Source organism: Streptomyces sp. NBC_00425 (assembly GCF_036030735.1).
In the GTDB taxonomy this organism is placed as follows: domain Bacteria; phylum Actinomycetota; class Actinomycetes; order Streptomycetales; family Streptomycetaceae; genus Streptomyces.
In genome coordinates this window covers 6507065-6521248 of the sequence record NZ_CP107928.1, presented here as the reverse complement: position 1 = coordinate 6521248, position 14184 = coordinate 6507065, and the positions used below count along the sequence as shown (strand labels likewise).

The window sequence follows — 14184 nt, the reverse complement described above, 5'->3', positions numbered from 1 at the left end:
TCAGTCCAGGTAGCCCCTGAGCTGGTCCGCGAAGGCGTGGTCGCGCAGTTTGTTGAGGGTCTTCGACTCGATCTGCCGTATCCGCTCGCGTGTCACGCCGAAGATGCGGCCGATCTCCTCCAAGGTGCGCGGGCGGCCGTCGGCCAGTCCGTAACGTAACTGGACGACCTTCCGCTCGCGTTCGCCGAGCGTGGAGAGCACGGCCTCCAGGTGCTCGCGCAGCAGCAGGAAGGCCGCCGACTCCACGGGGCTGGCCGCGTCGCCGTCCTCGATGAGGTCACCGAGGGCCACGTCGTCCTCCTCGCCCACCGGGGCGTGCAGGGAGACGGGCTCCTGGGCGAGCCGCAGGACCTCTCCGACGCGCTCCGGCAGCAGGTCGAGCTGGGCGGCCACCTCCTCCGCCGTGGGCTCGTAGCCGCGCTCCTGGAGCATCCGGCGCTGGACGCGGACGACCCGGTTGATGAGCTCGACGACATGGACCGGGACGCGGATGGTGCGGGCCTGGTCGGCCAGCGCGCGGGACATGGCCTGCCGGATCCACCAGGTGGCGTAGGTGGAGAACTTGTAGCCGCGGGCGTAGTCGAACTTCTCGACGGCCCTGATCAGGCCGAGGTTGCCCTCCTGGACGAGGTCGAGCATGGTGAGCCCGCGGCCGACGTACCGCTTGGCGACGGACACCACGAGCCGCAGGTTGGACTCGATGAGGCGGCGTTTGGCCATCCGTCCCATGACGACCAGCCGGTCGAGGTCGAGGGCGAGCTCGCCGGCCAGGTCGGCGGAGCACGCCAGCTTCTCCTCGGCGAACAGGCCGGCCTCCACGCGACGGGCCAGCTCCACCTCCTCGGCCGCGGTGAGCAGCGGGATGCGGCCGATCTCCCGCAGGTACTGCCGGAACAGGTCGGAGGACGGGCCGGCGCTCTCGGTGACGCGGGCCCGGCGCGGGGCCTCGACGGGTTCGGGCTCGGGGCCTTCCGCGAGCGCCTCGGGCGGCGGGTCCGCGGGCTCGGCGTCGCTGTCGGGGTCGGCGTCCGCCGTCGCGGCGGTCGTCGACTCCGGGTGGTGCGCGGCGCGGTTCTGCGGCGGGACCGCGACCAGGACGTCGGACTCGGCGTCCGGTTCCGTGCCGTCGGGCGCGCTGTCGGCGGTGCTGTCGGTCGGGGTGAGGGTCCGGGTCTGGGTCTGCACGGGGGCGACCTCCAGGATGATCGCTGCTGAGGTGAGCGGCGGCGGTACTGGGGGGCCGCTCCGAGGACTCAGGCACCGGACCCAGTGTGGCGTACGGCACATCGTCGCCACGAGGGGCGTGCGGTGACTTTTTGATTCCGGACCGTGACGCGCTGTTCAGAGGGCGTCGGGGCCGTGCACCTTCAGCGCCTGGTCGTACTGCTGGAGGACCCACAGCTCGTTCTTCGCCGCTGCCAGCTGCGCCGGGTCGCCGCCCGCCTCCAGCCGTTTGACGGTGATCTGGATCTCCTGGACGCGGCGCTCGACGGCGCGGCGGCGCACCTGTACCAGGACGTTGCCCGCGTACACCTCGTCGACGGTGCGGCGCATGATCGGCTCGACCGCGAGTTCGGTGACCATCGCGCGGACGGCGTCGTCGGGGGCCATGTCACGGACGCGGACCAGGTACTCGGAGCCGTCCTGGACGCCGAGCTCGGCGCCGCCCGCGTCGAGGACGGCCTGGCGGACGGCGGCGTAGGGCGCGGCGGTGAACTCGTCGGCCCCGTAGGCGTCGAAGGCCGGGGAGACCAGCTCCGGGCGCTGCAGGGCGAGCTTGAGCAGCTCGCGTTCCGTCGCGTAGACGGGGTTGCGCAGGGTGAGGGCCGGGCCGGGGGCCTGGCGGGGGGAGGCCTCGTACTGCTGGGGGCCGCGGCCGGGCGGCGCCGCCGGGCCCTTGCCGCCCCGGTCGCGGGCCCAACGGGCCAGCTGGGCGACCCGCTTGACGACGAACTGGGTGTCCAGGATGCCGAGCATGCCGGCGAGCTGGACGGCGACCTCGTGCTGGGCGCCGCTGTTCTTGATCCGGGCGACGATGGGCGCGGCCTCGTCGAGGGCGGCGGCGCGGCCCGCCGGGGTGTCGAGGTCGTAGCGGACGACGATCTGGCGGAGTGCGAACTCGAAGAGCGGGGTGCGGGGTTGGATCAGGTCGGCGACCGCCTCGTCGCCCTTGGCGAGGCGCAGGTCGCAGGGGTCCATGCCGTCGGGTGCGATGGCGATGTACGTCTCGGCGGCGAACTTCTGGTCGTCCTCGAAGGCGCGCAGGGCCGCCTTCTGGCCGGCCGCGTCGCCGTCGAAGGTGAAGATCACGCGGGCGCTGCCGTTGTCCATCAGCAGCCGGCGCAGGATCTTGATGTGGTCGCCGCCGAAGGCCGTGCCGCAGGTCGCGATGGCGGTGGTGACGCCGGCCAGGTGGCAGGCCATGACGTCGGTGTAGCCCTCGACGACGACGGCGCGGCTGGACTTGGCGATGTCCTTCTTCGCGAGGTCGATGCCGTAGAGGACCTGGGACTTCCGGTAGATCGCCGTGTCGGGCGTGTTGAGGTACTTGGGCCCGTTGTCGGCCTCGTAGAGCTTGCGCGCGCCGAAGCCGACGACCTCCCCGCCGATGTCGCGGATGGGCCACATCAGACGGCCCCGGAAGCGGTCGATGGGTCCGCGGCGCCCCTCCTGGGCGAGCCCGGACAGGAGCAGTTCCTTGTCGGTGAAGCCCTTGCCGCGCAGGAAGCGGGTGAGGTGGTCCCAGCCCTGGGGGCTGTAGCCGACGCCGAAGTGGACGGCGGCGGCCTGGTCGAACCCGCGCTCGGCGAGGAAGAGCCGGCCGGTGTCGGCCTCCGGGCTGAGGGCGAGCTGTTCCGCGTACCACTCGGCGGCCATCTTGTGGGCCTCGACCAGGCGGATGCGTTCGCCGCGCTGGTGGGAGGGGTTGTAGCCGCCCTCCTCGTAACGCAGGGTGATGCCGGCCTGGGCGGCGAGCCGCTCGACCGCCTCGGAGAAGGTGAGGTGGTCGACCTTCATCACGAACGTGATGGTGTCGCCGCCCTCCTGGCAGCCGAAGCAGTGGAAGAGCCCCTTGCTCGGGCTGACCTGGAAGGACGGCGACTTCTCGTCGTGGAACGGACACAGGCCCTTGAGGTTGCCGCCGCCCGCGCCCCGCAGCTGGAGGTACTCGGACACCACGGCGTCGATCGGGACCGCGTCCCGAACAGCCTTCACGTCCTCGTCGTTGATCCGTCCTGCCACGTGGTGATTCTACGGGGGCGCACCGACACTCACGGGAGGAGACCGTCCAGAGGGACGTGGGGGTCGGCCAGGGCCTGCGTGTCCACCGGGGTCCGGGCGGAGATCAGCTTCTGGACGGGCTCCGTGACGTCCCACACGTTCACGTTCATCCCGGCCAGCACCCTGCCCGACTTCACCCAGAACGCGATGAACTCGCGCTTGGCCGCGTCGCCGCGGATCACGACCTCGTCGTACGAGCCCGGCGGCGCCCAGCCGCTGTACTCCATGCCCAGGTCGTACTGGTCGGAGAAGAAATAGGGCACGCGGTCGTACGCCACCTCCTTGCCGAGCATGGCGCGGGCGGCCGCCGGGCCGCCGTTCAGGGCGTTCGCCCAGTGCTCGACGCGCAGCCGGGTGTCGAACAGGCCGTGCGGGAAGGACGCGACGTCGCCGGCCGCGTAGATGTCGGGGTCCGAGGTGCGCAGCGTCGCGTCCACGGCGACGCCGCCTCCGTGGGCGCGGTCGGCCATCTCCAGGCCGGCCGCCTCGGCGAGGGCCGTGCGCGGGGCCGCGCCGATCGCCGCGAGGACGTCGTGCGCCGGGTGCTCCTGGCCGTCGTCGGTGCGGGCGGCGAGGACCATGCCGTCCTGCCCGACGATCTCGGTGAGCCGGGCGCCGAAGTGGAAGCGGACGCCATGCTCCCGGTGCAGGTCGGCGAAGACGCTGCCGAGCTCGGGGCCGAGGACCCCGTGCAGCGGTGTCGGCTCGGGTTCGACGACGGTGACCTCGGCGCCGTACTCACGGGCCGCCGCCGCGATCTCCAGCCCGATCCAGCCGCCGCCGGCGATCACGATGTGGCCGTTGTCCCGGCCGAGGGCCGCGAGGACGCCCTTGAGGCGCTCGGCGTGCGCGAGCCGGCGCAGGTGGTGAACGCCGGCCAGGTCGGTGCCCGGGATGTCCAGGCGGCGCGGCTCGGCGCCGGTGGCCAGCAGCAGCTTGTCGTAGTGGGCGAGCGTGCCGTCGTCGCCGAAGCGGACCGTCTTCGCGGTGCGGTCGATCGCGTCGACGGTCTGGCCGAGGTGCAGCTCGATGTCGTTCTGCGCGTACCAGGCGGGCTCGTGCACGAAGACGCTCTCGCGCGGCTCCTTGCCGAGCAGATAGCCCTTGGACAGCGGCGGCCGCTCGTAGGGGTGGTCGCGTTCGTCGCAGATCAGTATCACGCGGCCGGTGAAGCCCTCCGCTCGCAGCGTTTCGGCCGCCTTCGCGCCGGCCAGGCCTCCTCCGACGATGACGAATGTCTGATCCGCGTCGACCACGTGATGCCTCCTCGTTGAGCGTGCCGCCATATGCGAGCGTCCCGCACGCAGCGTGATGGGGGAAGGGGGACGTGCCCGATCACGGCACGCCGTGGCGCGTTCCGGCCCGTTTGGGCGCACGGGACGGACGGGGCGCTCCCGGTCAGCGTCTGGTGTGCGCCGTCAGCCGGCGGTGGAGCGAGCGGGCGGAGGCGTCGGTGAGGGACGCGATCTGGTCGACGACGACGCGTTTGCGGGCGCGGTCGTCGTCGGCCCGCTCGAACAGCGCCCGGAACTGGGGGTCGAGGCCGTCGGGGGCGCGGGCGGTGAGGGCCTCGGCGAGTTCGCCGATGACGACGCGCTGGTCGGCGCGCAGGCGTTCCTGCTCGGCGCGCTGCATGACGTACCGGTCGGCGACGGCCTTGAGGACCGCGCACTCCAGGCGGGTCTCGTGCGGGACGACGAGTTCGGCGCCGTAACGCGTGAGGCGGCCGGCGTGGTGCCGCGCGCGCGTGGCGCCCTCGGCGGCGAGGCAGAAACGGCCGATGAGCTGGCTGGTGGCGTCCTTGAGGCGGGCCTGGGCCACCGCCGTGCCGTCGTAGCCGTGCGGCCACCACGCCTGGTCCTGGAGGCGGTCCAGGGCGGCGGCGAGCTCCGCCGGGTCGGTGCCGGCGGGCACGTAGCGGCCGACGGCGACCCGGAAGATCTCCTGGCGTTCCGGTTCGGCGTGCAGGCAGTTGGGGTCGATGTGGCCCGCGTGCAGGCCGTCCTCCACGTCGTGGACGGAGTACGCCACGTCGTCGGCCCAGTCCATGACCTGGGCCTCGAAGCACGTGCGCGTGCCGGGGGCCTCCTGGCGGACCCAGTCGAAGACGGGCCGGTCGTCGTCGTAGACGCCGAACTTGGGCGAGCCGGCGTCGGTGGGGTGGCCGCCCCGCGGCCAGGGGTACTTGGTGGCGGCGTCGAGGGTGGCCCGGGTGAGGTTGAGGCCCACGGACCCGTCCTCCGTGAAGCGCTTGGGCTCGATCCTGGTCAGCAGGCGCAGCGACTGGGCGTTGCCCTCGAAGCCGCCGCAGTCCCGCGCGAAGTCGTTGAGGGCCTGCTCGCCGTTGTGGCCGAAGGGCGGATGGCCGAGGTCGTGGGAGAGGCAGGCGGCCTCGACCAGGTCCGGGTCGCAGCCCAGGGCTGCCCCGAGCTCCCGGCCCACCTGGGCGCACTCGAGGGAGTGGGTGAGGCGCGTGCGCGGCGTCGCGTCCCACTCGGGGCTGCGCTCTCCCGGGGTGACCACCTGTGTCTTGGCCGCGAGCCTTCTGAGCGCCGACGAGTGCAGGACGCGCGCGCGGTCGCGTTGGAAGGCGGTACGGCCGGGGCGTTTGTCGGGCTCGGGGGCCCAGCGGGCGACTGACGTCGGGTCATAGGCGGTGTCGGGGTGTGCGGTGCCTTCCATGATTCGACAGTAAGCGGCGGGAGTGACAATCGGGGCGCTACTCGCCTGCCGGGTCCCGTGGGGGGCGCGTTCGTGGCGTCTGTGGCGGGGCGCGTGCTTCCGCGCGCCCCTCAGGCCGCGTCGCTCCTGCCGTCCGCCGCCAGGGCCCGGTCGTAGCGGTGGAGCAGGAGGCTCGCCATCAGGGGGTGGACGCCCAGCGGGGCCGCGGCGATCCACGGGGCCGCCTGCGCGGCCTCCGTCGCGAAGCGTCCGGGGGCCGTGAAGCAGGAGGCCACCGCCACCCGGTCGCGGCCTCGCGCCGCCAGGGCCCGCAGCGCCGTCGCGACCGTCGGGGCCGCCGTCGACGCGTAGGCGGGGACCACCGGCACGCCCAGCCGTTCGGCGAGCAGCCGTGCCGTGCGGCGTGTGTCGGTCGCCGCGTCGGGGTCGCGGGAGCCGGCGGCCGCCAGCACCACCGCGCTCGACCGGCGCTCCCGCTCGGTCGCCGGCGCGCGCCAGCCGGCCTCGGTCAGGCGCTCGTGCAGGGTCTGCGCCAGCAGCGGGTGCGGTCCCAGCGGCGCGGCCACGCGCGTGCGTACCCGGGCCCGCGCCGCCGTCTCGGGGATGTCGTGCTTGACGTGGTGGCCACGGGCGAGGAGGAGCGGGACGAGGACGGCGTCCGTCGTGCCGCGGGCGTCCAGACCGGCCAGGGTGTCCGTGAGCAGGGGCTCGTTCAGCTCGATGTGCCCGAGGTGGACCGCCAGGCCGGGGCGCTCGGCGCGGACGACGTCCAGGAGCGCGCGGACGCTGCTCAGGGCGCGCGGGTCACGGCTGCCGTGGGCGACGACGACCAGCGCGGGCGGGCCGGGTCGCCGGCGGCCGTCGAGGTGGACGAGACGTGGCTGGCTCATGCACCCATCCTGGCGGGCCGAGGTTGCACCCCCGTTGCCTGACCGTCACGACTGTTTTCCGGGGGTTCACCGCCGGGGCGGGACGTGTGTGAGGCGCGGGACACATGGCCGCAAGGGCGAACCGGATCACCGCCCGTCACGTCTTCCCTGGCCGAAGGGGAGTTCGACTGGGGGGATCTCATGAACATCCGTCGACCGCGGCTGCCGCGCACCCGCGCCGGGCGGCGCCGGCTGGTGCAGGCCGTGATGGCCGGGTGCGTGCTGGCGCTGCTGCCGGCCACCTGGCTGTACGTGTCGACGTCCGACCGGATCGGCACGACGGCGCAGGCGCCGCGCCGCGAGGTCGCCGTCGTCTTCGGGGCGGGGCTGTGGGACGGCGAGCCGTCGCCGTACCTCGCGCACCGGCTGGACGCGGCGGCGAAGCTGTACCGGGCCGGCCGGATCGAGGTCGTCCTCGTGACGGGCGACAACAGCCGCGAGGACTACGACGAGCCCGACGCGATGCGCGCCTATCTGACGAGACACGGCGTGCCGGACCGGCGGATCGTCAGCGACTACGCCGGGTTCGACACCTGGGACTCGTGCGTGCGCGCCAAGAAGATCTTCGGCGTCGACGCGGCCGTGCTGATCAGCCAGGACTTCCACATCCGGCGGGCGGTCGCCCTGTGCGAGGCGGCGGGCGTCGACTCCTACGGCGTCGGCGTCGCCGCCAAGCACGACGTCACCTGGTACTACGGGGGCGCCCGGGAGGTCCTGGCGGCCGGCAAGGCGGCCCTGGACGCGGTGTTCGAACCGGATCCCCGCTTCCTCGGGCCGAAGGAGCAGGGGGTGTCCCGGGCGTCCGCGGCCGCCAGGTGAGGCGCCGGGGCGATCCGGGGGCGGGCGGGCGCGAGGTGCGCTTTCCGTGCCCGCCCGGTCCGCCATGCCCGCGGTGCTCCCCGTACCCCTCGACTTCTCGTACTCCTCGTGCCCGCCGCACGGGGAGCGTCAGCGTCCGGTGAAGCGCGGCCGGCGCTTCTCGAGGAACGCGGCCATCCCCTCCTTCTGGTCGTCCGTCGCGAACAGGGCGTGGAAGACGCGGCGTTCGTAGCGGATGCCGTCCCGCAGACCGGTTTCCAGCGCCCGGTCCACGCACTCGCGGGCCGCCCGCACCGCCGCGCCCCCGTACGACGCGACGGCCGCCGCCGCCTCCCACGCCTCGGGCAGGACCCGGTCGTCGGGGACCACCCGGGAGACCAGGCCCGCGCGTTCCGCCTCACGGGCGTCCATCGTGCGGCCGGTGAGGACCAGGTCCATCGCCTTGGGCCGGCCGATCAGGCGGGTCAGGCGCTGGGTGCCGCCGATGCCCGGGATCACCCCCAGTTTGATCTCCGGCTGCCCGAACACCGCCGACTCCCCCGCGATCACCAGGTCGCACATCATCGCCAGTTCACAGCCTCCGCCGAGGGCGACGCCGCTCACCGCGGCGATCCGCGGGGTGCGCAGGTCCGCGAAGTCCTCCCAGGCGGAGAAGTAGTCCTCCCGTGCCATCTCCACGGCCGATTTCCCCGCCATCTCCCGGATGTCGGCGCCGGCCGCGAAGGCCCGCTCGGAACCGGTGACGACGACGCATCCGACGGAGTCGTCCGCGTCCAACGGGCTCAGTACGTGCAGGAGTTCGGCCAGCAGTTCCGCGTTCAGCGCGTTGAGGACGTGCGGTCGGTGCAGACGGACCGTCACGACCCCGCCCGCGCGCTCCAGCTTCAGGTTGTCCATCGTGTCGCCTGCCTTCCCTTGTGTGTCCGGGCCCGTGCCCGGGCCTTGTCCGGGCTCTCGTCCGGGGCTCACGAGTCCCAGATCGCGCCGTACGCCGGAATCCCGCGCCGTTCCAGCCCGTGCACCACCTGCCAGGTCAGCTTCTTGTTGGAGATGCAGATCACCGCCTCCGCCCCGAAGTCGTGGTAGGCGGCGTACGCGAGGGCCACCATGTCGGGCTTGCCGCTCCGGGAGGTGTCATGGACGACGGCGTGGGGCTGGGCGGCGAGGATCTCGTCGACCAGGGCGTCGCCGTAGGTCGCCCGTGGATCGCGGGTCGCCCAGACCAGCCGGGAGGGGACCTCGGCGGCCAGCAGATGCGGCAGGCAGGGGCCGATGCCGCTGCCGGTCGCCACGTAGACCACCTTCGTGAACAGGACCTCGATGTTGGCGACCCCGGCGGTGGTGATGCCCTTCGTCCACACCTTCCGCGGCAGGTCGTCGATGAAGGCGCCGGTCCAGTCGCCCGCCCGCGAGACGGTGAGACGGAAGCCGGACTCGCCGGGGGCCGGGACGTTGGCGAAGGAGTGCCACTCCTTCAGCGGGCTGCGGCTGATCGCGGTCGAGGAGCCGGCGAAGGGCGTCACGCCGTGGTCGAAGCGCGCCAACGCCACATGACGGGAAGGGCGTTCGAGACGGACGTCCACCCTGCGCAGTCGCAGCCAGGGCAGCGCGACGCTGAAGGTGACCAGCGCCAGCACGGACACCGGCCCGGGGCCGGGAGCCGACATCAGCGTGTGCGTCCAGAAGAGGGCGAGGGCGGCCCAGCCGCCGAAGCGGTGGATCTTCTCGAAGTGGTCGTGGTGGCGGGAGCGGAAGGGCGGCAGGGCGGTGGCGACGATCACGGCGAGCAGCGTCGCCAGGGTCCAGCCGACGACCCGCAGCGAGCCGTCGGTCGTCCGGAGCGTCAGCGACAGGAACCAGGCCGCTCCCGCCAGCGCTGCGCCCACGTGCAGTCCGCCGAAGTGGTAGACCTTGCCCAGCGTCCAGCGCAGCCGCAGCGGCCAGTGCGTCGGGGCCGAGGTCGCCAGCCGGAACAGCAGGTTGATGACGTACTGCTGGCGGACCAGGACGGCCAGGGCGAGGTTGGCGAGGGACGCGTGCGCCAGGGTCTCCGCCGACAGGGGCCGACTCCCGTACGCGTAGGCCAGGTTGGCCAGCAGCACCAGCGCCGCGAGGCGGTTGTGGTGCATCAGCCGCGGGTGCTTGAGCAGACGCCTGGGCGCGGACAGCGGCGGGGGCAGCTCGACGGACCGCCCGTCCGGGGACGGCGAAGCGGAGACGGGGGCCGAGTCGGAGTCGGAGGCGGGGGCGGGGGCGGGGGCGGGGGCGGAGGGCGCGGGAAGCGGGGACGAGGGCGGTACCGGGGACGCGGGCGGGGAGGGGGGCGGGGAAGAGGACGTCGTCATCGGGCGGCCACCGCCGTCCGCTGCCGGGCCAGCTCCAGCAGCGCCGGCTTGTCGATCTTTCCGCGGTCCGTCTCCGGCAGTGACGTCATGGGCATGACATCTTCGGGCACGCAGTAGTACGGCAGTGCGTCCGCCACCGCGCGGCGGGCCGCGTCCGGGTCCACGTCGGCCGGGCAGACGAAGGAGACCAGGCTGCGGGCGTCGCGCCGCAGGGTCACCGCCCGGGTACAGCCCGGAACGCCTTCGAGGACCGACGACACGGAGTCCAGCTCGACGCGGAACCCGCGCACCTTGACCTGGTCGTCGGTGCGGCCGAGGTGTTCGAGTTCGCCGCCGGGCGTCCAGCGGCCGAGGTCCCGGGTACGGAACATCCGGCGCCCCCCGCCGAGGAACGGATCGGGTGCGTAGCGCTCGGCGTTCAGTTCGTCGTTGCCGAGGTAGCCGGCCGAGACGCAGTCGCCGCCGGCCCACATCTCACCGACCTCGCCGACGGGCAGGGCGCGGCGGTCGGCGTCGAGGACGTAGACGGTGTTGTTCGGGGTGGGACGGCCGATGGTGAGCAGCGGGGCGGCCGGGGCGTGCCGGCTCATCGTGTTCACGATGGTCGTCTCGGTGGGGCCGCAGCAGTTGTGGAAGGCGGCCCGGGCCGCCCAGGCGTCGGCGAGCGGGCGCGGGCAGGGCTCGCCGGCGACGGCCACCGTGCGCACCCGGGGGCAGGACGCCGGGTCGATGCCGGCGAGCACGGTCGGGGTGGCGACGAGCACGGTGGCGGTGCGCGCGGCCGCCGCGATGTCCTTGCCGCGGACGACCAGGGTGGCGCCGTGGGCCAGGCAGCCGAGGATCTCCCAGGCGGCCATGTCGAAGGCGATGTTGAGGAGTTGGGCCACCCGGTCGCCCGGGCGGATGCCGAGGCCGCCGGGTTCGGTGCACAGGAGGTTGGCGACGTTGCGGTGGGTGACCTTCACGCCGTTGGGGCAGCCGGTCGTGCCGGAGGTGAACAGGACGTAGCAGCCGTCGTCGGGGTCGATGCGGGGGCGGGGCGCGGTGGCGCGCGGGAGGGGTTCGTCGAGGGCGAGGACGCGGGGGCCGCGCGGGATCCGGCCGACGTGTGCGCGCTGGGTGAGCACGACGCGGGTGGCCGCGGCCCGGACGACGTGGGCGAGCTGGGCGGCGGGCGCGAGGCCGATGTCCTGGGGGACGTAGGCCGCGCCCGCCTTCAGGATGCCGAGCAGGCCGACGAGCATCGGCAGCGAGCGGCGGACGAAGAGGCCGACGTGGTCACCGGGGCGGACGCCCTCGTGGACCAGCCGGGCGGCGAGGGCGTCGGCGTACCGGTTGAGCTCGCCGTAGGTGAGGGTCGTGCCGCGGTGTTCGGCGGCGACGGCGTGCGGCGCGGCGGCGGCGTGCCGTTCGACGGCGCGGTGGACCAGCGGGTCCGGGACGTCGACGGCGGGGCCGCGGCCGTAGCGCCAGAAGAGATCCTGGTCACGGGGGGTGAGATGGCGCAGAGGCATGGTGGGGTGACCTCCAGGCTGCTTCGGGGATGCAGGTGACATGGCCGGCGACGGGGCGTGCCCGGACGTCGGACGGCTCACCCGGGGTGCGAACGCCGTTCGGGGGCTGCGGCGTGCGGGTCGTGCGGCGTGCGGTCTGACGCCGTGCGGAGTCGTGCGCCGTGCAGGGGTGGAGCGCCGCGCAGGGGGTCGTGCGCCGTGCGTGGTTCTGCGTGGTCCTGCGCCGTGCGGGTCGTGCGGGTCGTGCGCGCACTCGACTGTATCGGCGCCTTTTCAACCTTCAAGCATGCGCAACCGGACATCCACTGGACGGAATGAGTCACTTGCGGCGTCTTCGTCCACAGGGGCAACGTTCGTGCGGGTCGGCGACGACTCAAGGGCGGGGCGCCCTGTGCCTCACTCCGGGACGCGGCACTCGGGGAGGGTGCCAGCACACCGCCGTAACAGGAGGCCGCACGGCGTGTAACACAGGCGACGCACGCTGGGGGCATGCCGACCGCCTCGACGCCCACCCACTGCCCGTACTGCGCCCTGCAGTGCGGGATGGCCCTGTCGCCTCTGCCCGCGGGAGGCGTCGAGGTGGTCGAGCGCACCGGCTTCCCGGTGAACCGGGGAGCGCTGTGCGGCAAGGGGCGCACGGCGGCGGCGGTGCTGGCCCCGGGCGTCCGGCTGACCTCGCCTCTCGTACGGTCCGGCGACTCGCTCGTGCCGGCCTCCTGGGACCAGGCGCTGGACCGGATCGCCGGGGAACTGGGCCGGGTGCGGGCCGCGCACGGGGCCGACGCGCTCGGTGTGTTCGGCGGCGGCGGGCTGACGAACGAGAAGGCGTACGCGCTCGGCAAGTTCGCCCGGGTGGTGCTCGGCACCTCGCAGATCGACTACAACGGCCGGTTCTGCATGTCGTCCGCGGCGGCGGCCGGGATGAAGGCGTTCGGACTCGACCGGGGACTGCCCTTCCCGCTGGAGGACATCCCGCGCACGGGCTGTGTGATCCTGGTCGGCTCCAACCTCGCCGAGACCATGCCTCCCGCTCTGCGGTTCTTCAGCGAACTGCGGGAGAACGGCGGCACGCTGATCGTCATCGACCCGCGCCGCACCAAGACCGCCGAGCAGGCCGACCTGCATCTGGCGCCGCGGCCCGGGACGGATCTCGCGCTCGCCCTCGGCCTGCTGCACCTGATCGTCACCGAAGGGCGGGTCGACGAGGACTACGTGCGCGAGCGCACCGTCGGCTGGGAGGACGCCCGGGCGGCCGCCATGGCCCACTGGCCGGAGTACGTGGAACGGATCACGGGGGTGTCCGTTCCACAACTACGGGAGACCGTAAGGCTGTTCTGCGAGCCCGAGGCCGCGATGGTGCTCACCGCGCGCGGGCCCGAGCAGCAGTCCAAGGGCACCGACACGGTCGGCGCGTGGATCAACCTGTGCCTGGCGACGGGCCGGGCGGGGCGGCCGCTCAGCGGCTACGGCTGCCTGACCGGGCAGGGCAACGGGCAGGGCGGGCGCGAGCACGGCCAGAAGGCCGACCAGCTGCCCGGCTACCGCAAGCTGGACGACCCGGCGGCCCGCCGGCACGTGGCCGAGGTGTGGGGCGTCGACCCGGACTCGCTGCCCGGTCCCGGTCGCAGCGCGTACGAACTCCTGGACGCCCTGGGGTCCGACGTCCGGTCGCTGCTGCTCATGGGGTCCAACCCGGTGGTGTCCGCGCCGCACGCCGCGCACATCGAGCAACGCCTGAAGTCCCTCGACTTCCTCGCCGTCTGCGACGTCGTCCTGTCCGAGACGGCGGCGCTCGCGGACGTCGTCCTGCCCGTCGCCCAGTGGGCGGAGGAGACGGGGACGACGACCAGCCTGGAGGGGAGGGTGCTGCTGCGCCGGCAGGCGGTCACCGCCCCGGAGGGCGTGCGCAGCGACCTGGCGGTGCTGCACCAACTGGCTGCACGGCTGGGCGTCGAGAAGGGCTTCCCCGTCGAACCCGAGGAGGTCTTCGAGGAGTTGCGGCGGGCCAGCGCGGGCGGGATCGCCGACTACTCCGGGATCAGCTACGAACGGCTGGCGGCGGAGGACGGGGTGTTCTGGCCCTGTCCGGCCGGCCAGGACGGCCGCCCGGCGCCCGGCACGCCCCGCCTGTTCCTCGACCGGTTCGCCACCGAGGACGGCCGGGCCCGGTTCGCGCCCGTGTCGCACCGGCCGAGCGCCGAGGAACCGGACGACGACTACCCCGTGCTGCTCACCACCGGGCGGGTGGTCGCGCAGTACCAGTCCGGCGCCCAGACCCGGCGCGTCGCCGAGCTGAACGCCGCCGCGCCCGGCCCGTTCGTGGAGCTGCACCCCCGCCTGGCGGCGCGGCTCGGGGCGGCCGAGGGCGATGCGCTGGCCGTCGTGTCCCGGCGGGGACGGGCGGTGGCGCCGGCCCGGATCACCACGGGCATCCGCCCGGACACCGTTTTCATGCCGTTCCACTGGCCGGGCGCGGGCCGGGCCAACACCCTGACCAACCCGGCCCTGGACCCGACCTCGCGGATGCCGGAGTTCAAGGTGTGCGCGGTACGGGTGGAACTCGCGGGACCGTCCGCCTAGCAGAGCCTCTGCTCCGAACTCCCGCTCCGGACC

The 14184-nt window shown here is 73.6% G+C and carries 10 protein-coding genes; 2 read left to right on the top strand and 8 right to left on the bottom strand.

The annotated features are described in order from the left end of the window. From OHS82_RS28455 to OHS82_RS28435, 5 genes are all read right to left on the bottom strand, one after another. The gene (locus OHS82_RS28455; protein WP_079040936.1) at positions 1–1287 is read right to left on the bottom strand and encodes an RNA polymerase sigma factor; all 1287 of its coding nucleotides are present in this window, start codon (positions 1285–1287) and stop codon (positions 1–3) included. A 54-nt stretch (positions 1288–1341) separates the two neighbouring features. Continuing rightward, positions 1342–3243 (bottom strand): DNA primase, encoded by a 1902-nt coding sequence (dnaG, locus tag OHS82_RS28450; RefSeq protein WP_057574789.1) that lies wholly within the window; start codon positions 3241–3243, stop codon positions 1342–1344. 29 nt (positions 3244–3272) lie between these two features. After that, on the bottom strand, positions 3273–4538 hold the full coding sequence (locus OHS82_RS28445) for an NAD(P)/FAD-dependent oxidoreductase (RefSeq protein ID WP_057574788.1): 1266 nt from the start codon (positions 4536–4538) through the stop codon (positions 3273–3275). Positions 4539–4680: 142 nt separating this feature from the next. After that, positions 4681–5964: a deoxyguanosinetriphosphate triphosphohydrolase gene (locus tag OHS82_RS28440; RefSeq protein WP_057574787.1), complete on the bottom strand. Its 1284-nt coding sequence runs from the start codon at positions 5962–5964 to the stop codon at positions 4681–4683. A 110-nt stretch (positions 5965–6074) separates the two neighbouring features. Beyond that, positions 6075–6854, bottom strand: a complete 780-nt coding sequence (locus OHS82_RS28435; RefSeq protein ID WP_328434788.1) for a sirohydrochlorin chelatase — start codon at positions 6852–6854, stop codon at positions 6075–6077. A 180-nt stretch (positions 6855–7034) separates the two neighbouring features. Here OHS82_RS28435 and OHS82_RS28430 point away from each other — a divergent pair, with 180 nt between their 5' ends. Next, positions 7035–7712: a SanA/YdcF family protein gene (locus tag OHS82_RS28430; RefSeq protein WP_057574785.1), complete on the top strand. Its 678-nt coding sequence runs from the start codon at positions 7035–7037 to the stop codon at positions 7710–7712. A gap of 129 nt (positions 7713–7841) precedes the next feature. Here OHS82_RS28430 and OHS82_RS28425 read toward each other — a convergent pair whose 3' ends face one another. From OHS82_RS28425 to OHS82_RS28415, 3 genes are all read right to left on the bottom strand, one after another. After that, entirely contained in the window at positions 7842–8609 is a 768-nt protein-coding gene (locus OHS82_RS28425; protein WP_328434787.1) for an enoyl-CoA hydratase-related protein, read from the bottom strand. Between the two features lie 68 nt (positions 8610–8677). Next, positions 8678–10057, bottom strand: a complete 1380-nt coding sequence (locus tag OHS82_RS28420) for a hypothetical protein (protein ID WP_328434786.1) — start codon at positions 10055–10057, stop codon at positions 8678–8680. After that, positions 10054–11571 (bottom strand): amino acid adenylation domain-containing protein, encoded by a 1518-nt coding sequence (locus OHS82_RS28415; protein WP_328434785.1) that lies wholly within the window; start codon positions 11569–11571, stop codon positions 10054–10056. Before OHS82_RS28415 ends, OHS82_RS28420 begins: the two co-directional genes overlap by 4 nt. 489 nt (positions 11572–12060) lie before the next feature. Between OHS82_RS28415 and OHS82_RS28410 the strand changes: the two genes are divergently transcribed. Then, positions 12061–14151 (top strand): molybdopterin oxidoreductase family protein, encoded by a 2091-nt coding sequence (locus OHS82_RS28410; RefSeq protein WP_328434784.1) that lies wholly within the window; start codon positions 12061–12063, stop codon positions 14149–14151. Positions 14152–14184: the final 33 nt, after the last annotated feature.